The sequence below is a fragment of the Thioalkalivibrio sp. ALE30 genome (assembly GCF_000377465.1).
Classification (GTDB): Bacteria; Pseudomonadota; Gammaproteobacteria; order Ectothiorhodospirales; family Ectothiorhodospiraceae; genus Thioalkalivibrio.
Map to the genome: position 1 here is coordinate 445,357 of NZ_KB898168.1, position 23,044 is coordinate 468,400.

The window sequence follows — 23,044 nt, forward strand, 5'->3', positions numbered from 1 at the left end:
CTACCATGGGACTGTCCAGCAAACGGAGAGTCGGCCATGCCAGGGAAATGCAACGCCTCTAACCCCACCCCGAAGACCACTGTGCGCACCGTCGCCAGCGCCCTCGTCCTGGCATTGTTTGCCGGGGCCATGGCGACTGCATCGGCCGACATCCTGCGCAGTCCCGATGGTGGATTCACCGTGAAGGAACGCGAAGGGGTTCCCACCCGTGGCCAGACCCAGGCCGCGGTAATCCGCCAGCACGGCGAGCCCGAGCGACGCCATGCCACGGTGGGCGATCCGCCGATTACGCGCTGGGACTACGCCGACTTCTCCGTGGTCTTCGAGGGCGAATACGTCCTGCACAGTGCCGTGCGCAACGGATCCAGCGCCGATCGTCCATGAGCACCGGGGAAACCGCCCCGGCAGTCACGCAACGCCGGCTCCCGGCCGAATGGGAGCCCCAGGGCGCGATCCAGCTCACCTGGCCGCATGATGACACCGACTGGGCCCCGGTCCTGGAACAGGTGCATCCGGTGTTCGCGCTGATCGCTGCGAGCATCAGCCAGTTCGAGCCGGTCATCATCGTCGCGCGCGACCCCGAACACATCGAGGAGATCTCCGGCTTTCTCACCGAGACCGCGATCCGTCCGGATCGCCTGTGGTTCGCGCTGGCCCCCAGCAATGACACCTGGGCGCGCGATCATGGCGCGATCACCGTATTCGATGGCGACCAGCCGCGCCTGCTGGACTTCACCTTCAACGGCTGGGGGGGCAAGTATCCCGCGGACCTCGACGACGGCATCACCCGGGCCCTCGCGAGCCAGGGCGTCTTCGGGAGCTGCGTGCCGGAGCCGACCGGTCTGGTCCTGGAAGGAGGCTCCATCGAATCGGACGGCGCCGGCACCCTGCTGACCACCGCGCGCTGTCTGCTCTCCGCCACCCGGAACCCGCAGCTGGATCGCGCGGGCATCGAGCAAAGCCTGGCCCGATGGCTGGGGGCCCGGCGCGTGCTCTGGCTGGAACACGGCCAGCTGGAGGGCGACGACACCGACGCCCATATCGACACGCTGGCGCGCTTCTGTGCGCAGGACACCATCGCTTATGTCCAGTGCGACGACCCGCAGGATCCACACTACCCGGAACTGCAGGCAATGGAACAGGAGCTACGGGCCCTGCGCCAGCCGTCCGGCGAACCCTACCGCCTGATCCCTCTGCCCTGGCCCGCCCCGATCTTCGAGGATGGCCGGCGACTGGCCGCGACCTATGCGAATTTCCTGATCCTGAACGGAGCCGTCCTGCTGCCGGTGTATGACGATGCCGCGGATGCCGTCGCCCGGGACCGGCTCGCCGAGGCCTTTCCGGGACGCGAGATCATGGAAATCGACTGCCGCCCCATCATTCGTCAGGGTGGCAGCCTTCACTGCCTGACCATGCAGTATCCCGCGGCCGCCCTCGGCATCCCGCAGGAATAACCGCCAGCCCGAGTCCCCATCATGTCCCGTGACACCCTGTCCGTTGCCCTGATCCAGCACCAGGACGCCGGCAGCGTCGAGGCCAACCTCGACGCCACCGCTGCGGCCGTGGCTACGGCCGCGGCGAACGGCGCCCGCCTGGTGGTCCTGGCCGAACTGCATACCGGCCCCTATTTCTGCCAGACCGAGGATCTCGCCACCTTCGATGCGGCCGAACCGATCCCCGGTCCCAGCAGCGAACGCCTGGCGGCGGTCGCGCGAGAGCACGGCGTGGTCCTCGTCGGCTCCCTGTTCGAGCGGCGCGCCCCGGGGCTCTATCACAACACCGCCGTGGTCTTCGAAACCGACGGCCGCCAGGTCGGCACCTACCGCAAGATGCACATCCCCGACGACCCGGGTTACTATGAGAAGTACTACTTCACGCCGGGCGATACCGGCTTTGTGCCCATCGATACCTCCGTCGGCCGGCTTGGCGTCCTGGTCTGCTGGGACCAGTGGTATCCCGAGGCCGCGCGTATCATGGCGCTGTCCGGCGCCGAGCTGCTGATCTACCCGACCGCGATCGGCTGGGACCCGCAGGACACCCCCGAGGAACAGCGCCGCCAGCAGGAGGCCTGGATCACTGTCCAGCGCGGCCACGCGGTGGCCAACAACCTCCCGGTGATCGCCTGCAATCGCACCGGCCACGAGCCCGACCCCTCGGGGCATTCGCCCGGCGCAACCTTCTGGGGCACGAGCTTCGTCGCCGGTCCGCAAGGCGAATTCCTGGCCCGCGCCGGCGAGGACGCGCCGGAGATCCTCGCTGTCGAGCTGGATCGTATCCGCACCGAGGCTGTGCGCCGCCAATGGCCCTTCCTCCGCGACCGCCGCATCGACGCCTACGCCCCCATTCTCAAGCGCTACATCGACCCCGACTGATTCCCCTGAACGCAAACAAAAGCGTTTACACGAAGAAGGGAAGATTGGAAGGGGGATGATTTGAGCGGCCGCAGGGGCACGACAGGCGCCGTGTCAGGCGACGGCGTCCTCATGATTTCTTCACCCTGAAACCCTTCTTGCCTTCCAGGCTTCCTGTGAATCGCCCTTGACCGACACAAGGACCTCGCGCACCCGTGCGGCGGAATCCGTATAATCGCGACCCTTTCCGCAGCCCCGATCCGCAGGCCCATGTCCGAAAAACGGCGCAATCCGCTTCAGCCCGGCCGCCTCCCCGGCTCCGGTTTCGAGATCTGGTCGGGACTCAACGCCACGGCGGCGACCCTCGCCCTGTCCCGCAATGCTGCGGCGTTCGATCGCCCGCTGCTGGTCATCACGGAATCCAACGAGGCCGCCGACCGCTGGCAGGAGGAATGGGAGTTCTTTGCCGGCGACCGCGACCTTCCGCTGCTGCGCCTGCCGGACTGGGAAACCCTGCCGTTCGATGTGTTCTCCCCGCACGAGGACATCATTTCGGAACGCCTGCGCACGCTGTACCACCTCCCCGGTCTGGAACGCGGCATTGTGCTGATGCCGGTCTCCACCCTGATGCAGCGTCTCCCGCCGCGCGACTGGCTGACCAGTCAGGGGCTCTCCCTGCAGACCGGCCAGCGGCTGGATCGCATGACGCTGCGCGAGAATCTCGCCGAGGCCGGTTACAACGCCGTGCAGCAGGTCATCAGCCATGGCGAGTTCGCGGCCCGCGGGGAGATCCTGGACCTGTTCCCGATGGGTGCCGACGAGCCCGTGCGTATCGAGTTCCTGGATGACGAGATCGACTCCCTGCGCCAGTTCGATCCGGAATCGCAGCGCTCCACCGAAAAGGTCGAGCGCCTGGAGATCCTCCCCAGCCACGAGTTCCCGCTGAACGATACGGCCATCCGCGAATTCCGGACACGCTACCGGGCTCAGTTCGCCGGCGACCCCACCCGGCACCCGATCTACCGCGACATCAGCGAGGGGCTGGTCCCGCCGGGTATCGAGGCCTACCTGCCACTGTTCTTCGAGGGCATGGACACGGTATTCGACTACTGCCCCGAGGCCCAGGTGGTGCAGCTCGGCAATATCGCCGGCGCCGCGGAGGAGTTTGCGCAGGAGATCCGCGATCGCTTCGAGCAGTTGAGCCACCAGTACGATCGCCCGCTGCTGCCGCCGGAGCGGCTTTATCTGGATATCGACCAGCTCGGGAACGCCCTGCGCGCGCACTCCGGCGTGGCCATGGGCCACCCGGCCGCACCACTTCCCGCGGACCGTGGCGCCGAGATCGCGTTCACCTGCGACCCGCTCCCGGAACTAGGGATGCAGCAGGGTCGCGAAGACCCGGCCCAGCGGCTGAAGGCGTTCATCGAGGGGCAGCAGCGAGTCCTGCTCACCGCGGAATCAGCCGGGCGGCGCGAGGCCCTGCTGACCCTGCTGCGGGAACAGGCAGTCCCGCACCATCCAGTGGAGAACTGGGACGCCTTCCTGGATGCCGGGACGGGCCTGCACGTGACCGTCGCCGCCCTCGGGGAGGGTTTCGTCCTGCCCGAGGGCGTCGCGGTCGCCCCTGAGGCCGCGCTGCTCGGCGAACGAGCCCGGCAGACCCGCGGCCGCAACCGCAGCACCCGGGACGCGGATGCGGTGGTGCAGAACCTCAGCGACCTCACCATCGGCGCCCCGGTGGTACACGAGGAACAGGGCGTGGGCCGTTACCTCGGGCTGCAGACCCTCGACTTCAACGGCCAGCCCTCCGAGTTCCTGACCCTGGAATACGCCGATGGCGCCAAGCTCTATGTGCCGGTCTCCTCGCTGCATCTGATCAGCCGTTACACCGGCGCCGACGCCGAGCACGCCCCGCTGCACCGGCTCGGCAGCGAACAATGGGACAAGGCGCGCCGCAAGGCCGCGGAAAAGGCGCGTGACGTGGCCGCGGAACTGCTGGACATCCACGCCCGGCGCGCGGCGAAACAGGGCACCGTCTTCGCCACCGACACCCCCGAATATCACGGCTTCGCCGCGGGATTCCCGTTCGAGGAGACCCTGGACCAGCAACAGGCGATCGACGCGGTCCTCGCGGACATGGCCGATACCCGGCCCATGGATCGCGTGATCTGTGGCGATGTCGGCTTCGGCAAGACCGAGGTGGCGATGCGCGCCGCGTTCGTCGCGGTGCAGAACAACAAGCAGGTGGTGGTGCTGGTCCCCACCACCCTGCTCGCCCAGCAGCATCATCAGAATTTCACCGACCGTTTCGCCGACTGGCCGGTCCGTATCGAGTCCCTGTCGCGCTTTCGCAGCGCCAAGCAGCAGGCGGCGGTGCTGGAAGGCCTGAAGGACGGCAAGGTCGACATCGTGATCGGCACCCACAAGCTGCTGCAGGCCAACCTCGACTTCTCCAACCTGGGCCTGGTGATCGTTGACGAGGAACAGCGCTTCGGCGTGCGCCACAAGGAGGCGCTGAAGAAGCTGCGCGCCGAAGTGGACATGCTCACCCTGACCGCGACCCCGATCCCGCGCACCCTGAACATGGCCCTGGCCGGCCTGCGCGACCTGTCGGTAATCACCACCCCGCCGCGCGAGCGCCTGGCGATCAAGACCTTCGTCAACGAATGGAACGACGCCATTATCCAGGAGGCCTGCCTGCGCGAGATCCGTCGGGGCGGCCAGGTGTACTTCCTGCACAACGAGGTGAACACCATCGAGCGCACCGCCCAGCGCGTGCAGGAGCTGCTGCCCGGTGCGCGGGTAGGAATCGCGCACGGCCAGATGCGCGAACGCGAGCTGGAACAGGTGATGCTCGACTTCTATCACCGGCGCTACAACATTCTGGTCTGCACCACGATCATCGAAACCGGGATCGACGTCCCCACCGCCAATACCATCGTGATGAACCGTGCCGACAAGCTGGGCCTGGCGCAGATGCACCAGCTGCGCGGGCGCGTCGGCCGTTCGCACCACCGCGCCTATGCCTACCTGATCACGCCACCGGAAAAGGCCATGACCGCCGACGCGAAGAAGCGCCTGGAGGCCATTGCCTCGCTGGAAGACCTGGGCGTCGGTTTCACCCTGGCCAGCCACGACCTGGAGATCCGCGGCGCTGGCGAACTGCTGGGCGATGAACAGAGCGGGCAGATCCACGAGGTCGGCTTCTCGATGTACAACGACCTGCTCAACCGCGCGGTGAACGCCCTGCGCTCCGGCAAGATCCCGGAGCTGGAGGGGCCCGAGGCCACCGGCACCGAGGTCGAGCTGGGCCTGCCGGCCCTGCTCCCGGACGACTACGTACCCGACGTGCATACCCGGCTGATCCTCTACAAGCGGATCAGCAGCGCCGCCTCTGCCGACGCCCTGCGCGAGCTGGAGGTCGAACTGGTGGACCGCTTCGGCCTGCTCCCCGCCCCGGCCAAGGCCCTGATGGAGGCGGCCCGCCTGCGCCTGAAGCTCACGCCGCTCGGCATCCGCAAGCTGGAACTGGGACCGGCCGGGGGCCGTCTGGTCTTTGGGCCGAGTCCCAATCTGGACATCGCGGCCCTGATCCAGCTGGTGCAATCCGATCCGCAGGCGTACAAACTGGACGGCCAGAAGGCCTTCCGCTTCTTCGCACCAATGGAGACACTGGAGGCCCGGGCGCAGGCCGTTCTGCGTCTACTGGATACCATCAGCCCCGAACAGCAGGCCGCCTGAATGCCCAAGAACACCTTCCTCGCCCCGAATCCCCTGCGTCGCCGGATCCTGACCGGACTGGCCGCCCTGCCCGTGGTCGGCCTGAGTGGCCCGGTAATCGCCCAGGCCGGGCGCCGGTACCGCATCGAACTGGTGATCTTCGAGCACCGCACAGAGGAGAGCCGGCGGCTGCAGATGGAGCTCGCGGCTCCGCGCGAGCCGCTGTTCGGCGAATCGGAGCTGGGTGGGCGGAACTACCGGGATTCGCGCCGCGGCTTCGACCTGCAGCGGGTGGTACGGCGCGTGGAGGATTCCGGCGCCGGGCGTATCATCGCCCGCCTCGCCTGGGACCAGACCGGGCGCGACCATGCGTCGGCCCCCTGGCTGCGGGTCCAGCAGGGGCGGCGCCTGGGGGTGCACGATGCCCTCGGGGATGCGAGCGGCCTGTCACCCCGCCCGCTGGCCGAAGCCGTCGAGGAGCGCTTCGAGCTGGAGGGCCGCCTGCGCATCTGGGTGGGACGCTTCCTCCACCTGGAGACCGACCTCATCTACCACGTCGAGGAGCCACTGGATGACCGCCCCCCACGCGCAATCACCGTGCGCGGCAGCCAGCGCATGAACTCCGGCGATGACCTGTTCTACCTGGATCACCCGGTGATCGGCATGATCGCCCGCGTCACCCGCATCGACGAGACCTGACGCGCCCGAGGCCGGTCAGCGCCACTGCGGCGTGGATTCCCAGGTCATCCACTGCTGGAAGGCGGCCATGCCGAGGTCCTCGAACAACAACTGCAGTGGGCTGCGGCGCGGCTTGAACACCACCAGCTTCTCCACGCCGATCACGTCCCGGGCCACGCTCCGGTCGGTGCCCAGCCCGTCGATCAGGCCCAGCTCCACCGACCGGTCCCCGGTCCAGATCAGGCCATTGAACAGGTCGTCCCGCTCCACGAGGCGATCGCCGCGCCCGGTGCGCACCACGTCCACGAACTGCTGGTGCACGCCCTGCAGTACGCCGTCAAGGTGGTTCACATGGCCCTCGTCCAGCGGCAGGAAGGGGTCCAGGAACCCCTTGTTCTCGCCCGCGGTGAACAGGCGGCGCTCCACCCCGATGTTGTCGATCAGGTCCACCAGTCCAAAGCTGTCCATGCGGACCCCGATGGAGCCGACCATACTGGCCTGGCTGGCATAGATCTCGTCCGCGGCCACGGCGATGTAATAGGCGGCCGAGGCCCCCACGTCCCCGATGACCGCATACACCGGGATATCCGGGTGCTTCTCCTTCAGCCGCAGGATCTCGTCGTGCACGTTCGCGGCCTGCACCGGGCTGCCGCCCCCGCTGTTGATGCGCAGCATCACCGCCTGGGTACCTTTGGCCTCGAACGCCTCGTTCAGGACCTTGGCGATATCCTCGGCGTTGGCCGCCGCGCTGGAGGCGATCAGACCCTCGACCTCCACCACCGCCACGTGTTCGGAGGGCTCGCGCTCGGTCTCGAACAGGCCGGCAAGGCCCATATCGCCGCCGCGCACCAGAATCAGCAGCGCGACCAGGTAAAAGAAGAACAGCAGCTTGAAGAAGATGCCCCAGCGCCGGGCCCGACGCTGCTCGATCACCTGTGCCTGGACCAGTTTCTCCAGGGTCTCGCGTTCCCAGCCCGGTTTGTTCTCGTTTGCCCAGCCCATCGTGGTTCCTTGTTCAGGTTGTACGCTCGGCCTGCCGGAAGGCCTCCAGCAGCGCTGCCAGGTTCGGCAGCAGGGCCAGCGGCTCGGCGCCCTGCAGTCTCTGTGGCGGATGTACGCCGTGGGTTATCCCCACCGCGGGCACACCGGCATGGCGAGCCATTTCCAGATCATAAACGCTATCACCGACCATGCGCGTGCGCCCCGGTTCCACACCCGCCCGCTCCATCACGCAGCGGAGCATGGCCGGGTTCGGCTTGGACGGGTGTTCGTCGCCGGTGGCGGTCGCCACAAAGTAGCCCGCCAGACCGGTTGCCTCCAGCGCCTGGTCCAGGCCGCGGCGTGACTTGCTGGTGGCCACACCCAGCAGTACCTCGCGCGCATCCAGCCAGTTCAGGAGCTCGGGCACGCCGGCGAACAGCGGGGTCTCCGGGGCATCTTCGGCCTCCAGGTAACAGGCGCGGTAGGCGGCGGTGAACTGGTGAACGAATGCCTCGTCCGCGCCCGGGTACAGCTCCTGCACCGCCGCCTGCACCCCGAGCCCGATGATATTGCGCAGGCTGGCCTCGTCGCGCTCCGGGGCGCCGGTCGCGACCGCTGCCCGTTGCAGGCAGTGGACGATGCGGCGCGGCGAGTCCATCAGGGTCCCGTCCCAGTCGAATACGATCAGGCGCAGGTCCGCGTCGCCGGGCGGCAGGAGCGGGATGCTCATGCGTCGTCCCCGGTGCCGGCATCCAGGTGCGCCAGCACCTCGCCCAGCTCTTCCGGTAGCGGTGAGGAAAAGACATTTCGCTCGCCGTCCGCCGACTGATAGGCCAGCGCCTGGGCATGCAGGAACAGCCGTTTCAGGCCCAGCTTGCGCAGGTTCCGGTTGGCATCCGGCAGGCCGTAGTCGTGGTCGCCCGCCACAGGGTGGCCAATCGCCTGGCCGTGCACGCGAATCTGGTGCGTGCGCCCCGTGCCGATCCGCACCTCCGCCAGCTGGTACGCGCCATGCGTCTCCAGCGGCTGAAAGACACTCTGGGCGGCGCGTGCCCGCGGCCCGTCATCCCCCGCCTCCCCGCCGGCGCGCATCCGGCGCCGACCATCATCCTGCCGGCCGCTGGCGATCGGGGCATCACACTCGATGGGCTGACCACCCGGGAACCGGCCCACCAGCAACGCCAGGTAGCGTTTCTCCACCCGACCCTCGCGGAGTGCGGCGTGGAAGTCCTGCAGCGCGGGGCGGTTCTTGGCCAGCAACAGGCACCCGCTGGTCTCGCGGTCGAGCCGGTGGCCCAGCTCGAGCTCCGTATCCGGCCGTAACTGGCGCATCGCCTCGATAATACCGAAGGCCAGGCCGCTGCCGCCGTGCACGGCGAGGCCCGAGGGCTTGTCCAGTACCAGCAGGTCATCATCCTCGTGGATGATGGCCCGCCGCAGTCGATCCAGCACCTTCGGCGGGATCTCCGAGGCGGCCGCTTCCGGCCGATCGAGATCGGGCACGCGAACCTCGTTGCCCGCCGCCAGGCGTTTGTGGGCCTTGGCCCGGCGTCCGTCGACGCGCACAGCGCCCTGGCGTACCAGGCGATAGATCAGCCCCTTGGGCACGCCCTTGAGTTCGCGGAGCAGAAAGTTGTCGAGCCGCTGCCCGTCACCACGCTCGGTGACCCGGAAGCTGCGCGGGCCGGAGGGTTCACGCCTTGCATTCATGGCGCGGGATGCTACCGGAGCGGCGCTCCCCGGGCTACTGCACGCGGCGTTCCCGCGGCCGAAAAAACTTGCCCATACGGGGGGTTATGCCCTACATTGGCGCACGGTACGTTGCTGCGAGTTGCCGGCAGCGCGCCTCGAATCACCCGCCACTTCGACCCATGAGCTTTCGACAGCTCCCGGTCGAAGGGCCATCGCCGCAAAGCGACACTGTGACGCTATTTCTTCTAACCCAGTCCTGTCTCCCCGGCTCCGCCTCCCGCAGGCGACTGATCCCGTGGTTGCTGGTGAACACCTGGCTGGCGCGCTGGCTTTCGCTACGCGCCGCCGCTGCGAGCACGCGTGCGCAAGCGTTGCCGTGCCGCCGCTCGATCGCCGCACCCGGGGTCCCGCGGTTCCCCGCCGGACGCCAGGACGCCCTACCGAGTCCATTGCATGAAACGCATCCTGATCAATGCCACGCAGCCGGAAGAGCTGCGTGTCGCCATGGTCGACGGCCAGCGGCTGTACGACCTGGATATCGAACTGCCCTCGCGAGAGCGCAAGAAGGCCAATATCTACAAGGCCAAGATCACCCGAGTCGAACCGAGCCTGGAGGCCGCGTTCGTCAACTTTGGTGCTGATCGCCACGGCTTCCTCCCGTTCAAGGAGATTGCCCATACCGCCGTTGGCGCCCCCGCCGACAGTGACAAGCCGATCCGCGAATTCCTGAAGGAAGGCACGGAACTGCTGGTCCAGGTCGAGAAGGAAGAGCGCGGCAACAAGGGCGCTGCCTTGACGACCTACATCAGCCTCGCGGGCCGCTACCTGGTCCTGATGCCCAACAACCCGAAGGCGGGGGGCGTCTCGCGCCGCATCGAAGGCGAGGATCGCGCCTCCCTGCGTGATGCCCTCTCCGGCCTCAACATGCCGGAAGGCATGGGCGTAATCGCACGCACCGCCGGCGTTGGCCGCAGCACCGAGGAGCTGCAATGGGACCTCGACTACATGACCGCCCTGTGGGCCGCCGTGACCGAAGCCGCGGACAAGGCCAAGGCCCCGGCACTGATCCACCAGGAAAGCAACGTCATCATCCGCGCCCTGCGCGACCATATGCGCAACGACGTCGGCGAGGTCATCATCGATGACAACGGCGTCTACCAGCAGGCGGAAGACTTCGTCCGCCTGGTGATGCCGAACAGCCTGCGCAAGCTCAAGCGCTACGACGACCCGGTCCCGCTGTTCAACCGCTACCAGATCGAGAGCCAGATCGAGAGTGCGTTCGACCGCGAGGTCACCCTGCCCTCTGGCGGTGCCCTGGTGATCGATCACACCGAGGCCCTGATCTCCATCGACGTCAACTCGGCCCGTTCCACCAAGGGCGGCGACATCGAGGAGACTGCCTTCCACACCAATCTGGAGGCGGCCGAAGAGGTCGCGCGCCAGCTGCGCATCCGCGACCTGGGCGGCCTGATCGTGATCGATTTCATCGACATGAACGCGAACAAGCACCAGCGCGAGGTCGAGAACCGCCTGCGCGAGGCGCTGGAGATGGATCGCGCCCGGGTCCAGGTGGGACGCATCAGCCGCTTCGGGCTGCTCGAGATGTCGCGCCAGCGCCTGCGCTCCTCCCTTGGGGAATCCAGCCAGAACACCTGCCCGCGCTGCGAGGGCCACGGCCAGATCCGCAGCGTGGAATCCCTGGCGCTGTCGATCCTGCGGCTGATCGAGGAAGAGGCCATGAAGGACCGGACCGGGCTCGTCATGGCCCAGGTTCCGGTCGACGTGGGCACCTTCCTGCTGAACGAGAAACGCGAGTCGATCACCGACATCGAGGGTCGCCACCAGGTCGACATCAGCATCATCCCCAACCCGCAGTACCTCACCCCGCGTTTCGAGGTCCGTCGCGTGCGCGGTGACGAACGCGAGGAGACCATCAGCGATCGCGGCTCGCACGAACTCGTGGAGATCGTCGAGGACGACAGCGATCCGCATCAGGAACGCCGCAGCAAGGTCGAGAAGCCGCTGGTCCAGGGTGTCAAGATGACCGGGCCCGCCCCCGTCAGCGAAGCCGCACCCATGGCCCCCGAACCGTCGGAGCCGGTCACACAGCCGGGATTCTTTGCCCGTATCTGGTCCTCGCTGTTCCCCAATGCCGCGCCCGCATCCGACCAGGAACAGGAACAATCGGAAGGTCGTCGCAAGGAAGGCGGCCGCGACCGTGGCGGCAAGGGTGGCGGCGCGCGCGGCGGCTCCCGGAAAAAGGCCGACAGCGGCAGCCGCAAGTCCGGCGACAAGCGCGGCGACAGCAGCAATGGGCGCAAGGGCGGCCCCGACAAGGCCGATGGCGCCAAGTCCGATAACGCCAGGTCCGACAAGGGTGATGGCGGCAAGGGTCGCTCGCGGCGCGGCGGCAAGAAGGACAGCGAGGCCGACAAGGGTCCGGGCCGCGATGCGACCAAACCCGCGGCCGAGAGCCGGGGCCCCGAGGGCCAGACTGCTGACAAGACCGCCGGTGACAAGAAGGGCAACGGCAAGCCGGCGGAGAAGCCGCCTGCGCGAGATCAGGATCAACCCGCGACCGGCGACACCGGCGGTGCCCCCGCGGGCAAGGGTCCCGAGAAATCCGACGAGGACGACGGCAGCAAGGGGCGTACGCGGTCCCGCCGCTCCCGCCGTGGAGGCCGTCGTCGCGGTGGCCGTAGCCGCTCCGGTGACAATGCCGGCGACACCGGGGGCGATGGCACCCAGAGCGCGTCGGGGGATGCAAACGCCACCGAATCCGGCCGGGAAGCGCCGACTCCGGCCGATTCCGCCCCGGCCTCCGGGAAGCCCCAGGACGCCCCGTCAGGGGGCGGTCGGCAGCCGCAAACCGAATCGACCCCCGCCTCGCCGGACGCTGCACCGGAGCGAACACCGGCGAAAGGGGACAGCGATGAAAGTGTGGCGGATGCGCCGTCAGCCAAGGGTCGTACCCGCGGTGGACGCGGCCGCAAGCCTGGCGCCGATGCCGACCCGACCGGGGATGTGAGCCCGGCCTCCAGCGAAAGCCAGGGCGCAGCGAAACCGGAAAAGTCGGAAAACGCGCCCGCCCCCAGTGCCGAGGCGGCACCGAAACCGGAGGCCGACAGCCCGGCCCCGGCCAAGCGTCGGCCGCGTGGTGCCGCGAAGACGGGAGCCGGCGAAGCGACCCCGGACCCGGGCGAAGCTACGCCGAAGGAATCGACCGAGGCACCGGCCACGGCGAAGAGCGCGCGCTCGAAACCGACCCCGGAACGGTCCGGCGACGAAGCCGCCGCATCCTCTGCCCCTGCCCCGTCGAAGCCCGACGATGCAAAGGCCGAACGCGTCTCGACGCCCAAGCCTGCCCCGGAACCGGCCGACACCACGGCCGGCGACACGGAGCGCAAGGGCAACGACTGAACGGAACCAGCCGGTTCCAATCGAAAAGGGCCCGCCTTTCGGCGGGCCCTTTCTTTGTGGGTCCGGCTCCGCTATCCCCGGACCCGTTCCTATCATCGCGATCAGGCGTTACGGTCCCGGGGTCGGCTCAGGAGGCCTTCAGCGTGTGACGCTCGCGGATGTGGGCCAGAAGCCCGTCGGCGGCCGCCTCCACCAGATCCATGACGTGCACGAAGCCCTCGTCTCCGCCGTAGTACGGATCCGGGACTTCGTGTTCATCGAACTGCGGGGCAAAGTCCAGAAACCGCAGCAACTCGGCCCGCGCCTCGGGCGGACGAATCGCCTCGGCGTTGCGGTAGTTCGCGTCGTCCATGGTCAGGATGTAGTCGAACTCGAGGAAGTCCTCCGGCTCCAGCTGGCGTGCGCGCAGATCATCCAGGTCGTAGCCGCGCGAACGCGCCTCCTGGCTTGCGCGGCGATCGGGCTTGGCACCCACGTGATAGCCCGCGGTCCCGGCCGAGTCCACCTCGATCGCGTGTTCCAGCCCGTGTTCGCGGATGCGCGCCGCGAACACCCCGTGCGCCATGGGCGAACGGCAGATGTTGCCCAGGCACACCATTAGTACACGTATCTTCGCCATCTCCATCGTCATCTCGATCATCAAAACACGCAGGATACCAAACCGGAATGCGCCGGCGGATTCGTTTCATGCCCGGCCCCGCGGTGTGCGATGCTGAGCCTTTAAACTCAGGAAGTGGTCATGGTCGACTTTGGCGGCCCGCGAATCCCCGGCTGGACATCCCCCGGCACCCTGACTGGGGGTGCCGGGAGTCGTGAAGCCACAAGCCTCCAGGTTGGGGCCCGTATCGAGGTTCGGGTGCTGGATGTCCTCCCGGATCGCAGCGTGCGCCTGCGTCTGGGACCCAGTGCGAATACCGCCGGTGCGAACACCGCGGGGACAGCCGGAGCGGCAGCGCGACCTACGGCGAGCCCTGCGCTGGTGACGGCACAACTGGCCGGCGCCCTGCCCGATGCACTGGTGAATCGACCCGCGGGTGGCTCGGGCCCGCCGGTGATGCTCGCCGAGATCACCCGGACCGAGCCGCGCCTGGAGGTGCGTCTGCTACCCCTGACGCTGGACCGCGCCGGCCCGCGACCCGCCGGGCTTGGTCCGTCGGCCAGTCCCGCTCAGCAGTGGCTGGGACAGGAACTCCGCCAGCACCTCCCCGGGGCGCGTCCGTTGGGCCCTACCCTGCAGGCGCTACTACCACCCGCCGGTGGAGCTCCACGCGGCGAAGCGCCAACGCAGGCCACCGGAGCGGCGGCCCCTCTACCGCCAGCGCTCCAGCGTCTTGTCGACCTCCTCCCGTCGCCGGCACAACTGTCACAGCCGGAAAGCCTGCGCCAGCAGGTTCAGCAATCCGGGCTCTGGATGGAGGCCATGCTGGGGCTCGCGGCCCGGGGCCAGGGCCCGGCCCATCCCCTGGCCGTCGATCTCAAGGCCCAGTTGCTGCGCGCGGCCGATCAGCTCCGCCAGGGAAGTGAATCCCGCCCCGCGGCGGCCCCGCCGGCCCCCGCGACGCCAGCGAACGCACCCGCCCTGCCAGCGCTGACGGGGCTGCTGGAAGGCTTGCTGAAGCGCGTCACCTCCCTGCAGCTCCAGTCGCTGCAATCCTTCGCCAGCGACGAACCCGGGAACAGCCGCTGGTTCTTCGAGCTGCCGCTACGCAGCGAGCAGGCCGTCCACGGCGTCTTCGGCGAGATCCAGCGCGAGTCGCCCACTGACGAGGAGCCGGATCCTCCCTGGTCGATCGTGCTGACCCTGGATATCGGGGACCTGGGACCGATGCGCGTGGCAGCGGGCGCCCGCACAGCAGGCGTCAACGTGCACTTCACCGCAAGCGAGCCCGAGACGGTCGCGCGCCTGCGGCAGGAACTGCCCCGGCTGCGCGAACGTCTGGACGAGCGCGAATTGACGGTCACCGGGCTGTCGGTCCGCCAGGGCGAGGTGGACCCCGAGCCGCGGCCGCCGGGCACCCACCGTATGCTCGACGAGCAGGCCTGAACGGTGGCACGCGGGGACACCGGAGAGCGAAAGGCCGGGCGCGACGGGGCGCCCGAGCGGGCGGTTGCGCTGGAATGGGATCGGCGCCGGGCGCCGAAGATCACGGCCAGTGGATCGGGAGCCACCGCCGAGGCCATCCTGCGGATCGCCGAGGAGCACGGCATCCCGCTGCATCAGGACCCGGCGCTGAGCGAGGCGCTGGCGCAGATCCCCGTCGGGAGCGAGATCCCGGAGGAACTGTACGTGGCGGTGGCGGAGATTCTCGCCTTCGTCTTTCTCCTGGCGGGCATTACCCCCGATGACTATCGGGATGCATCGCGCAACCGGGGACGCTCGGGCGGCGGGCCCGAGCCGGAATCATGAACGCCCGCTAGAACCCGTTGGCGCCGCCGTGCCGGTCCCGTGCAGGCTGAAGAGCAGGTCGAGCTCGGTGGATGTGAGCCCGCAGCGCCGGCGCACCTCTTCGCGCCCCAAGCCCTGCTGGATCAGACGAATGGCCTGCTCGTAGGCACCGCTGTCCCCTTCGCGGGCCCGCAACTCGCTGTGCTGGTCATGCAGGCGTTCCAGGGCCCGCTGCACGGAGGCCTGGGCCTGGCCATGGGTGGCCACACCCTCAGACAGGGCCTTCATGGCCCCCTGCAACGCCATCACCGAGGTGGCTTGGCGCTGATAGTCCTGGCGCAGGGCGGCGAGCTGGCGCCGCAGCAGGATCACCAGCCCCACGGAAAATGCGGCCACGATGGTCGCCAGCAGCGCGATCAGCGCGACCAGCCAGATCACCATTCCCTCTCCCATTGCGCGCACTCTCCTGAATACCGGGCCCGGTGATTGTCGCGTGAATCGTGGGCGCCTGGCCAGCGCAGCGCGATTGCCGGAGCGCGATCAGCCCGGGTTTGCGGATTTCTCGCAGCGGCGCGCGCGGACGGACGTCTCAGGCGTAATCGTCGATCAGACCCCGCCGCTTGCCGCGTTCCTCCTTGCGTGGCGGGCGCTGCTGGGTCGGACGCACCGCGGGCCGAAAGACCGGGTCGCGGTCGTGATCGTCGCTCAGACGGCGACCGGGAACGGTGGTATGCACGGGCCGGACCGTGCGATCCGGCTGAAACTCGTCGACCATGGCTCACCTCCCGGCTTGCGCCCAATGGCCCGCTTGTTCAGGGAGTTGGACCCGACGCCCGCGCTACAGTTCGCGCAGTTGCGCCCACTCCTCGTCGGACAGCAGCTTGTTCAGGTCCACCAGGATGGTCAGCCCCTCCTCGGTGCTGGTGACCCCCTGGATGAAACGGCTGCTGTCATCGTTGCCGACCTCCGGCGCCGGCTCGACCGCATCCGGGGCGATCCGCACGACCTCGGATACCGAGTCCACCAGGATCCCGACGTTCTGGTTGTCCACGTCGATGATCACGATCCGCGAGGCCTCGTCGGATTCGCGATCGTCCAGCCCCATGCGCCGCCGCGCGTCGATCACGGTCACGACATTGCCGCGCAGGTTGATGATCCCGAGGATGTAATCCGGAACGCCGGGAACCGGCGCAATCTCGGTGACCTTGAGGACCTCCTGAACCTGCAGGACATCGATCGCGTAGGTTTCCTCCGCGAGGCTGAAGGTCACATACGGAGCGGTGTCGGCCTTGGCCATGGCTTCTACGTCTTGTGCGCTGCTCATGTCGTCCTCGATGTTCCGTGCAGGCGGGTTTCGCCCTGTGGTGTCTTCCTGACCGGGTTATCGGCCGCTCGCCGCGAGGCTTGAGTGCCGCGCGGGGTGCATCAGTCCCAGCCGCCCTCGTCGAGGGTCCGGTCCAGGGCCTCGAGATCCAGCAGCGTCGCCATCTTCTCGCGCTCCACCCCGGCCAGCCACGGCAGGCGCCGCCGGTGGCTGCGCCAGCGCAGCGAGTCCGGCTGGATCACGCGGGTCCCGTGGATCGCCCGGCAGGCCAGGGCGAAGCGGGAGCCGGCCAGGAACACGACCTGGCGGGCGGTATCCGGCTCGTATTCGCGGTCCTCCGGCGTCACCACCGCGGCCAGGTCGATCAGCTGCACCCGGCCCTGTTTGGTATCGGCCAGCCCAAGGTACCAGACGGAGTGATTCGGGGTCGGTCGCACCTCCAGGCTGTCCAGCGGGGCCACACCGCCCAGCGCGTGGAGCGGCGCCAGTAGCGTCAGGTTGCCGGCCTCGATCACCAGGGCGGAGAACGACTCCTCGGGGCGCGGGTAGTCCCGCTCCGCCGGATCGTCGGGCGGTGCGGGCGGTGTCGCGGCAGGCGCTACCTCCAGCTCCCCAACCGACGTCGAAGTGTCGACCTCCGGAACGGCTTCCGCCACCGGTGCGGGCGGCTCCAGCAGGTCCGGGCGCAACAGCGTCCGCACCGGTTCCGGTTCGTCGAGCAGGCTGCCGAAATAGTCGTCCAGCGCCTCTGGTTCCGCCTTCAGAGCCAGGTTGTCGACTGTGGATCGCTTCATCCGCGCCGCCTCCGTTCATGGGGTTCGGACAGCTGCCCGCCGATCGCCTCCAGCAGGTCCGAGTATGCGAGCACGCCGCGCGCATCGGGGATCATGAAGCAAAGCGGCTGACCCGCGCTGGAGGCATCGCGAAACTTCGTGTCCACCGGGATCACCCCGGGCCACACGTCGTCCCCGTACAGCCGGCGCAGCTCGGCCAGGGCCTCGTGCGCGGCGCGTGTCCGGCGATCGAAAAGCGTGGGGATGATCCGGTACTGCAGCTCGGCCTTGCGCGACTTCTGTACCATTTTCAGGGTATTGATCATCCGTTCAAGCCCCTTAAGGGCGAGGAATTCCGTCTGTACGGGCACCAGCAGCTCGTCGCAGGCCGCCAGCGCATTCACCATCAGCACACCCAGCATCGGCGGGCAATCCAGCAGCACGTAGTCATACTGGTCGGAGACCTTCTCCAGCGCATGCCTCAGCACCAGGCCCATGCCGCTGCGCGTCCCCAGCTGGCGGTCCAGGGTGGCCAGGGCGGTGCTCGCGGTCAGCAAATCCAGCCCCGGGAAGCGGGTCTCGCGGATCAACCCGTTAGGATCCGGGTCGGTCCCTTCGGCGCACTGGCTGAACAGCTCGTACACCCCGCGCGTGGCGGTTTCCGGATCGTGGCCGAAATAGGCCGTCAGCGAACCATGCGGATCCACATCCACCAGCAGCACACGCTGCTCCGGACCGGAGAGCAGGCCGCCCAGCGTTACGGTGGTCGTAGTCTTGCCCACCCCGCCCTTCTGGTTTGCCACCGCCCAGACCTTCATGGTGTGTCTCCATCCGTCGGGAGCGGCGCGGGCGGAAGATCCTCGCGCAGGCGCTCCGGTTCCTGCGCCCCCTCGGCGCGTGGCCGCGCCCCGGGCAAGACCACGATGGACACGCGCCGATTCTCGGCACGGCCCTCCGCCGTTTCGTTGCTGGCCACCGGTCGGTGTTCGCCATACCCCAGGGCCACCAGATTCTCGGGGTCCACACCCGTCTCCTCGAACACGCTGACGACGGCCGCGGCGCGTCCGGACGAGAGCTCCCAGTTGGAAGGATAGACCGCCGTCTGGATGGGGACGTTGTCGGTGTGCCCCTCCACGTGGACGCGCGACACCCGCGGGGCCAGGATACCCCCCACTTCCTGCAACAACGCATCGGCCTCCGGGTTCAGCGTCGCCGACCCGGAAGGGAACAGCAGGCGGCTGGTGATCTCGATCTCCAGCCAGTAGGCCTCCCGGGTCACGCGCAGGTCGCCCTGGTCGATCCACTGCGCCATGGCCTGCTCGATCTCGCGGGCGGTCTCCGCCAGTTCGTCGAGAAAGGCCTGCATGCCGGCGTCGTCGGGGCTGTCGTCCAGCATCCCGCTCAAGGCCATGTCGATGGGCTGCGGACCGTCCTCCACCAGCCCCGGCTGGACCTCGATCGGCACCAGTGCGCGCAGATCCTGCGGGGAGCGCTCGCGTGCCACGGTGGGATCCCCCACCTGTATGGGCTCCGCCTGCATCGGCGCCCGGAAGGCATCCACCAGGGACTCCGACAGCACGCGATACTTGCCATCATCCACCGACGAGATCGCGTACATCACGACGAAGAACGCAAGTAACAGAGTGACCAGGTCCCCGTAAGGAATGGCCCATGCTTCGTGATTCTGATGTTCCTCCGCCCGCTTGCGTCGCGCCATGGTGACCTCACTCGTGGATGAAGCCACTCAGCTTGCTTTCGATATTTCGCGGGTTCTCGCCCTCGGCGATCGCGATCAGACCTTCCATCAGCATTTGCTGGTGTTGCGAGCGGTTCTGAATAATCGACTTTAACTTGTTGGCCAGCGGAAGGAACAGCAGGTTGGCCGAGGCGATCCCGTAGATGGTCGCCACGAAGGCCGCCGCGATCCCCGCCCCCAGCTTGCTTGGATCCGCCAGGTTCTGCATCACCGCCATCAGGCCCATGACCGCCCCCACGATACCCAGGGTCGGCGCATAGATGCCCATGCTCTCGAACACCTTCGCACCCTGCATGTCGAAGTGCTCGCGGTTGTCGAGGTCGGCCTCGAGGATCTGGCGGATGGTCTGCGGCTCGCTGCCGTCGACCAGCAGTTGCAGCCCCTTGCGAGCGAAGCCGTCGCTCTCCTCGTCGGCGAGGGTCTCCAGCCCGAGCAGGCCTTCCTTGCGCGCCACATGCGACCATTCCACGATCTGCTCGACCATGGCCCGGTTGTCGATCTTCGGCGGCTTGAAGGCCCACGGCAGGATCCGCATCCCGTGCATGAACACCGTCAGGCGCGCCTGCACCAGGGTCGCCCCCAGCGTCCCCAGCACCACGATCACGAACGCCGCAGCATTCCACAGTGCGCCCAGGCCGCTGCCCTTGGCAATGCTGCCTCCGAGCACGGCCACCAGCCCCAGCGTCACCCCGATGAGGCTCAGGATATCCATGTCAGCAGAACCCCTTGACCAGCGCGGGACCGATCTCGGGCAGCGGATAGACGTGATCGGACAAACCGGCCTCTGCCACCGCCGCCGGCATCCCGTAGACCACGCACGTCGCCGCGTCCTGCGACCAGACCTGCGCCCCGGCCCCTTTCAGCGCCCGCGCACCCTCGCGCCCGTCCGCGCCCATCCCGGTCAGCACGACCGCGAGGACCTGTCCGCGCAGCGCATCCACGGCGGAGCTGAATGCGGCGTCCACGCTTGGCTTGTAGATTGTGCCCAGCGGGCTCTCCGCGATGCGCACATGGGTCTGGCTGCCCCGTTCCAGAGTCAGCTGCATGCCCCCGGGGGCCAGCAGGGCCACGCCCGGCTTCAGGGCATCGCCGTCCTTCGCCTGGCGCACCTCGATGTTGCACATCGCGTTCAGCCGGTCGGCAAAGGCCGGCGTGAAGCTGGCCGGCATGTGCTGGACCAGCACAATCGGCAACGGGAAACTGGCTGGTAGCGGTTTCAGCACCTCCTGCAGGGCGACCGGCCCCCCCGTGGAAGTCCCGATCAGGACCGCCCGCAGTTGCCGCAGGGGTGTTGGCGGCCGGGTGCGCGCGACCGGCGGCTGTTGCTTGGCAGCGTCTGCGGCCTGACGGTCGGCCTCTTCCCGCCGCGCGGTCGGCCGCGACTCGCGGGCCGGTGTGCTGGTGCCCGGCGCGCTGGCCGAGCGCGCGCGGCTGCGCGACAGCGAACGCACCCGGCGGCGCAGCAGCATGCGGGCGCTGTCCTCGTCGCCCGCCATGTCGCTGAACCGCTTGGGGAGGAAGTCCACCGCCCCGGCCTCCAGCGCATCCAGGGTGGCCTGGGCGCCTTCGGTAGTCAGGCTGGAGAACATCAGGATCGGCCGCGGACTCTCGGCCATGATCTTGCGTACCGCGGTGATGCCGTCCATCACCGGCATCTCGATATCCATGGTCACGACATCGGGGTCGAGCTCGCGCACCTTCGCGATCGCCTGCTCGCCGTTCTCGGCCGAGCCGACCACCTCGATGCCCGAGTCGGAATCCAGAATCTCCGCAATGCGTCGACGAAAGAACCCCGAGTCGTCGACGACCAGAACCCTGATCGGCATCCTCAGCCCTCGCTCGTGCGCGATGCGCGGCGGGGACGGCCGGACATCTGCAGTTGCCGCATCAGGATGGTCACCAGATCCGAGACATCCAGGATCAACGCGATCCCGCCATCCCCGGTAATCGTGGCGCCCGCCAGGCCCTTCACGCCCTGCAGATTCTGCCCAAGGGGCTTGATGACCACCTCTTCCTGACCGACCAGGTCATCCACCACCAGACCTACCTTGCGATCGGCGGTATGCACCACGACTACATGGGCGTTCTTGCGCGGCTCGGGCTCGTGGCCCGGCTTCAGCCAGCGCTTGAGGTAATGAATCGGCAGAGCCTGCTTGCGCACGATGATGACCTCCTGGTCATCCACGTAGTGCGTCTTCGTCAGGTCCAGATCCAGGATCTCGGATACCGACGCCAGCGGGATGGCGAAGCGCCGGCCATCCAGGATCACCATCAGCGCGGGCAGGATCGCCAGCGTCAGGGGCAGCTTGACCCGCAGCGTGGTGCCCACGCCCACCTCGGAGTCGATCTCGATGGTGCCGTTGAGCTGCGAGATCTTGGTCTTGACCACGTCCATCCCGACCCCGCGGCCGGAGACGTCGGAGATCTCGGTCTTGGTCGAGAAGCCGGCCATGAAGATCACGTTGAAGGCCTCGCGATCGGTCATGCGCTCGGCCATGGCCGGTTCCATCAGGCCTTTCTCCACGGCCTTGCGCCGCAGGGCCTGCGGGTCCATGCCGCCGCCGTCGTCCTTGATCAGCAGCGCGATGTGATCGCCTTCCTGAGCGGCCCCCAGCACTACGGTCCCCTTGCGCGGCTTGCCCGCCGCCTCGCGTACCTCGGGGGTCTCGATGCCGTGGTCCACGGCATTCCGGACCAGGTGCACCAGCGGATCCGACAGGGCCTCGACCAGGTTCTTGTCGAGGTCGGTGTCCTCGCCGAAGATCTCCAGCTCGATCTCCTTGCCCAGATTGCGGGAGAGATCGCGGATCACGCGCGGGAAGCGGTTGAAGACCTTCTTCACCGGCTGCATGCGGGTCTTCATCACCGAGGTCTGCAGATCCGAGGTCACCAGGGCCAGGGAGCTGATCGCCTTGCCCAGCTCGTCATCGACATGCTGCGAGCGCAGCATGCTCAGCCGGTTGCGCACCAGTACCAGCTCGCCCACCAGGTTCATGATCTCGTCCAGGCGCTCGGTGTCGACGCGCACGGAAGTCTCGCCCTGCGGGGCCGCCCGACCGCCCCCCTCGGCACCCCCGCCGCCGGCACGCGCGCCGCCACCGCCCTGGCCTCCTGCAGGGGTATCGGCGGGCGCGGCGGCCTTCTCCGGTTCGGCGGGTTCGGGCTTCGCCGACGGGGCTTCCGCAGGTTCGTCGTCTGCGGGGCTGGGGACTGCCCCGGTAGCGGCCGGCCCGGCGCCCTTGGCCTGCAACTCGTCCAGCAGGTTCTCGAATTCGTCGTCGGTGATCAGGTCGCCGGAGCCACTCGCATCCTCCGCAGCCGGTTCTTCTCCGGCCGCATCGCCCGCGGTGGAGTCCGTCTCCACGGGCTTCGGCGGCTGATCGCCGTGCAGGCTGTCGAGCAGGGCCTCGAATTCGTCGTCGGTGATCTCGTCACCGGCACCGACCATCGCTTCGCCATCCGCCGCCGGTTCCGCATCCGTATCCGCTTGCGGTTCGGGCTCTGGCTCCGGCTCGGGTTCCGGGGGCGGCGGCGCGGCGGGCTCCGCCGCCACGTCCTCGTTGTTCGCCATGCGCCGGAGGTTTTCCACCAGGTCGGCCTCGGCGGGCGTGGGATCCACGCCGGAGCGCAGGTCCCCGAACATCACGTTCAGGGTATCCAGCACCCGCAGCATGGTGTCCATCAGGTGACTGTCCGCCCGCCGCTCACCGTTACGCAGCAGGTTGAAGACGTCCTCCGCGTGATGGCACACGGTCACCAGGGGATCCAGGCTCAGGAAGCCGGCCCCGCCCTTGATGGTATGGAAGCTACGAAAGACCGCATTCAGCAGATCCCGGTCATCCGGATTCTGTTCCAGGTCGATGAGTTGCTCGTTGAGCCCCTCCAGCAGTTCCCCGGCCTCGATCAGGAAGTCCTGAAGGATTTCGTCATTGGGGTCGATGGCCATTCAGTCTCTCCGGTCGC

Annotated in this window: 21 protein-coding genes; 8 read left to right on the top strand and 13 right to left on the bottom strand. The window is 68.1% G+C overall.

Features of this window, described 5'->3' with window-relative positions; all coding sequences use genetic code 11:
• Positions 1-36 precede the first annotated feature (36 nt).
• From D107_RS0102010 to D107_RS0102030, 5 genes are all read left to right on the top strand, one after another.
• On the top strand, positions 37-384 hold the full coding sequence (locus D107_RS0102010) for a hypothetical protein (RefSeq protein ID WP_051074646.1): 348 nt from the start codon (positions 37-39) through the stop codon (positions 382-384).
• Positions 381-1,454, top strand: coding sequence for an agmatine/peptidylarginine deiminase (locus D107_RS0102015; RefSeq protein ID WP_018880647.1), 1,074 nt, complete (start codon positions 381-383; stop codon positions 1,452-1,454). The genes D107_RS0102010 and D107_RS0102015 overlap by 4 nt, the downstream gene beginning before the upstream one ends.
• Positions 1,455-1,475: 21 nt before the next feature.
• Positions 1,476-2,372 carry a carbon-nitrogen hydrolase gene (locus tag D107_RS0102020; protein ID WP_018877376.1) on the top strand — a complete coding sequence of 299 codons (897 nt, stop codon included), beginning with the start codon at positions 1,476-1,478 and terminating at the stop codon, positions 2,370-2,372.
• Between the two features lie 249 nt (positions 2,373-2,621).
• Complete coding sequence (gene mfd, locus D107_RS0102025) at positions 2,622-6,092, top strand: transcription-repair coupling factor (protein WP_018880648.1); 3,471 nt, start codon at positions 2,622-2,624, stop codon at positions 6,090-6,092.
• Positions 6,093-6,770, top strand: a complete 678-nt coding sequence (locus tag D107_RS0102030) for a CsiV family protein (RefSeq protein WP_018880649.1) — start codon at positions 6,093-6,095, stop codon at positions 6,768-6,770.
• A 15-nt stretch (positions 6,771-6,785) separates the two neighbouring features.
• On the opposite strand, the gene D107_RS0102035 is transcribed toward D107_RS0102030, so the two are convergent.
• From D107_RS0102035 to D107_RS0102045, 3 genes are read right to left on the bottom strand one after another with little or no spacing between them, the layout of a single operon-like run.
• Positions 6,786-7,751, bottom strand: coding sequence for a S49 family peptidase (locus D107_RS0102035; RefSeq protein WP_018866279.1), 966 nt, complete (start codon positions 7,749-7,751; stop codon positions 6,786-6,788).
• Between the two features lie 13 nt (positions 7,752-7,764).
• Positions 7,765-8,460, bottom strand: a complete 696-nt coding sequence (locus D107_RS0102040) for an HAD family hydrolase (RefSeq protein ID WP_018877374.1) — start codon at positions 8,458-8,460, stop codon at positions 7,765-7,767.
• On the bottom strand, positions 8,457-9,440 hold the full coding sequence (locus D107_RS0102045; RefSeq protein WP_018880650.1) for an RluA family pseudouridine synthase: 984 nt from the start codon (positions 9,438-9,440) through the stop codon (positions 8,457-8,459). The genes D107_RS0102040 and D107_RS0102045 overlap by 4 nt, the downstream gene beginning before the upstream one ends.
• A gap of 435 nt (positions 9,441-9,875) precedes the next feature.
• Between D107_RS0102045 and D107_RS0102050 the strand changes: the two genes are divergently transcribed.
• Positions 9,876-12,842 (top strand): Rne/Rng family ribonuclease, encoded by a 2,967-nt coding sequence (locus D107_RS0102050; protein ID WP_018880651.1) that lies wholly within the window; start codon positions 9,876-9,878, stop codon positions 12,840-12,842.
• Between the two features lie 127 nt (positions 12,843-12,969).
• Here D107_RS0102050 and D107_RS0102055 read toward each other — a convergent pair whose 3' ends face one another.
• Positions 12,970-13,461: a low molecular weight protein-tyrosine-phosphatase gene (locus tag D107_RS0102055; RefSeq protein WP_026279202.1), complete on the bottom strand. Its 492-nt coding sequence runs from the start codon at positions 13,459-13,461 to the stop codon at positions 12,970-12,972.
• A 360-nt stretch (positions 13,462-13,821) separates the two neighbouring features.
• On the opposite strand from D107_RS0102055, the gene D107_RS0102060 reads away from it, so the two are divergent.
• On the top strand, positions 13,822-14,886 hold the full coding sequence (locus D107_RS0102060; protein ID WP_026280717.1) for a flagellar hook-length control protein FliK: 1,065 nt from the start codon (positions 13,822-13,824) through the stop codon (positions 14,884-14,886).
• A 3-nt stretch (positions 14,887-14,889) separates the two neighbouring features.
• Positions 14,890-15,249, top strand: coding sequence for an EscU/YscU/HrcU family type III secretion system export apparatus switch protein (locus tag D107_RS0102065; RefSeq protein ID WP_018880654.1), 360 nt, complete (start codon positions 14,890-14,892; stop codon positions 15,247-15,249).
• Here D107_RS0102065 and D107_RS0102070 read toward each other — a convergent pair.
• The 9 genes from D107_RS0102070 to D107_RS0102110 form a co-directional block, all read right to left on the bottom strand.
• Positions 15,244-15,669: a DUF2802 domain-containing protein gene (locus D107_RS0102070; protein WP_018866272.1), complete on the bottom strand. Its 426-nt coding sequence runs from the start codon at positions 15,667-15,669 to the stop codon at positions 15,244-15,246. The two genes, D107_RS0102065 and D107_RS0102070, sit on opposite strands and share 6 nt — an antisense overlap.
• Positions 15,670-15,817: 148 nt before the next feature.
• Positions 15,818-16,003, bottom strand: coding sequence for a hypothetical protein (locus tag D107_RS0102075; RefSeq protein ID WP_018866271.1), 186 nt, complete (start codon positions 16,001-16,003; stop codon positions 15,818-15,820).
• 63 nt (positions 16,004-16,066) lie between these two features.
• Positions 16,067-16,525: a chemotaxis protein CheW gene (locus D107_RS0102080; protein WP_018866270.1), complete on the bottom strand. Its 459-nt coding sequence runs from the start codon at positions 16,523-16,525 to the stop codon at positions 16,067-16,069.
• Between the two features lie 128 nt (positions 16,526-16,653).
• Positions 16,654-17,346 (bottom strand): chemotaxis protein CheW, encoded by a 693-nt coding sequence (locus tag D107_RS0102085; protein WP_018877368.1) that lies wholly within the window; start codon positions 17,344-17,346, stop codon positions 16,654-16,656.
• Entirely contained in the window at positions 17,343-18,143 is an 801-nt protein-coding gene (locus D107_RS0102090) for a ParA family protein (protein ID WP_018877367.1), read from the bottom strand. The genes D107_RS0102085 and D107_RS0102090 overlap by 4 nt, the downstream gene beginning before the upstream one ends.
• Positions 18,140-19,042, bottom strand: coding sequence for a flagellar motor protein MotD (gene motD / locus D107_RS0102095; RefSeq protein ID WP_018877366.1), 903 nt, complete (start codon positions 19,040-19,042; stop codon positions 18,140-18,142). The genes D107_RS0102090 and motD overlap by 4 nt, the downstream gene beginning before the upstream one ends.
• Before the next feature lie 7 nt (positions 19,043-19,049).
• Positions 19,050-19,793 carry a flagellar motor protein gene (locus D107_RS0102100; RefSeq protein ID WP_018866266.1) on the bottom strand — a complete coding sequence of 248 codons (744 nt, stop codon included), beginning with the start codon at positions 19,791-19,793 and terminating at the stop codon, positions 19,050-19,052.
• Position 19,794: 1 nt separating this feature from the next.
• A complete protein-coding gene (locus D107_RS0102105; RefSeq protein ID WP_018866265.1) occupies positions 19,795-20,907 on the bottom strand; it encodes a chemotaxis response regulator protein-glutamate methylesterase in 1,113 nt (370 codons plus the stop codon).
• A 2-nt stretch (positions 20,908-20,909) separates the two neighbouring features.
• Positions 20,910-23,027 (bottom strand): chemotaxis protein CheA, encoded by a 2,118-nt coding sequence (locus D107_RS0102110; protein WP_018880655.1) that lies wholly within the window; start codon positions 23,025-23,027, stop codon positions 20,910-20,912.
• Positions 23,028-23,044: the final 17 nt, after the last annotated feature.

Bases quoted from the DNA above. Each gene is read 5' to 3' on its own strand.
- D107_RS0102080 (WP_018866270.1), bottom strand. From the start codon at position 16,525: ATGGCCAAGGCCGACACCGCTCCGTATGTGACCTTCAGCCTCGCGGAG.
- D107_RS0102020 (WP_018877376.1), top strand. From the start codon at position 1,476: ATGTCCCGTGACACCCTGTCCGTTGCCCTGATCCAGCACCAGGACGCC.
- D107_RS0102010 (WP_051074646.1), top strand. From the start codon at position 37: ATGCCAGGGAAATGCAACGCCTCTAACCCCACCCCGAAGACCACTGTG.
- D107_RS0102075 (WP_018866271.1), bottom strand. From the start codon at position 16,003: ATGGTCGACGAGTTTCAGCCGGATCGCACGGTCCGGCCCGTGCATACC.
- D107_RS0102015 (WP_018880647.1), top strand. From the start codon at position 381: ATGAGCACCGGGGAAACCGCCCCGGCAGTCACGCAACGCCGGCTCCCG.
- mfd (WP_018880648.1), top strand. From the start codon at position 2,622: ATGTCCGAAAAACGGCGCAATCCGCTTCAGCCCGGCCGCCTCCCCGGC.
- D107_RS0102040 (WP_018877374.1), bottom strand. From the start codon at position 8,460: ATGAGCATCCCGCTCCTGCCGCCCGGCGACGCGGACCTGCGCCTGATC.
- D107_RS0102035 (WP_018866279.1), bottom strand. From the start codon at position 7,751: ATGGGCTGGGCAAACGAGAACAAACCGGGCTGGGAACGCGAGACCCTG.
- D107_RS0102100 (WP_018866266.1), bottom strand. From the start codon at position 19,793: ATGGATATCCTGAGCCTCATCGGGGTGACGCTGGGGCTGGTGGCCGTG.
- D107_RS0102070 (WP_018866272.1), bottom strand. From the start codon at position 15,669: ATGGTGATCTGGCTGGTCGCGCTGATCGCGCTGCTGGCGACCATCGTG.
- D107_RS0102110 (WP_018880655.1), bottom strand. From the start codon at position 23,027: ATGGCCATCGACCCCAATGACGAAATCCTTCAGGACTTCCTGATCGAG.
- D107_RS0102045 (WP_018880650.1), bottom strand. From the start codon at position 9,440: ATGAATGCAAGGCGTGAACCCTCCGGCCCGCGCAGCTTCCGGGTCACC.
- D107_RS0102090 (WP_018877367.1), bottom strand. From the start codon at position 18,143: ATGAAGGTCTGGGCGGTGGCAAACCAGAAGGGCGGGGTGGGCAAGACT.
- D107_RS0102055 (WP_026279202.1), bottom strand. From the start codon at position 13,461: ATGGCGAAGATACGTGTACTAATGGTGTGCCTGGGCAACATCTGCCGT.
- D107_RS0102105 (WP_018866265.1), bottom strand. From the start codon at position 20,907: ATGCCGATCAGGGTTCTGGTCGTCGACGACTCGGGGTTCTTTCGTCGA.
- motD (WP_018877366.1), bottom strand. From the start codon at position 19,042: ATGGCGCGACGCAAGCGGGCGGAGGAACATCAGAATCACGAAGCATGG.
- D107_RS0102050 (WP_018880651.1), top strand. From the start codon at position 9,876: ATGAAACGCATCCTGATCAATGCCACGCAGCCGGAAGAGCTGCGTGTC.
- D107_RS0102030 (WP_018880649.1), top strand. From the start codon at position 6,093: ATGCCCAAGAACACCTTCCTCGCCCCGAATCCCCTGCGTCGCCGGATC.
- D107_RS0102085 (WP_018877368.1), bottom strand. From the start codon at position 17,346: ATGAAGCGATCCACAGTCGACAACCTGGCTCTGAAGGCGGAACCAGAG.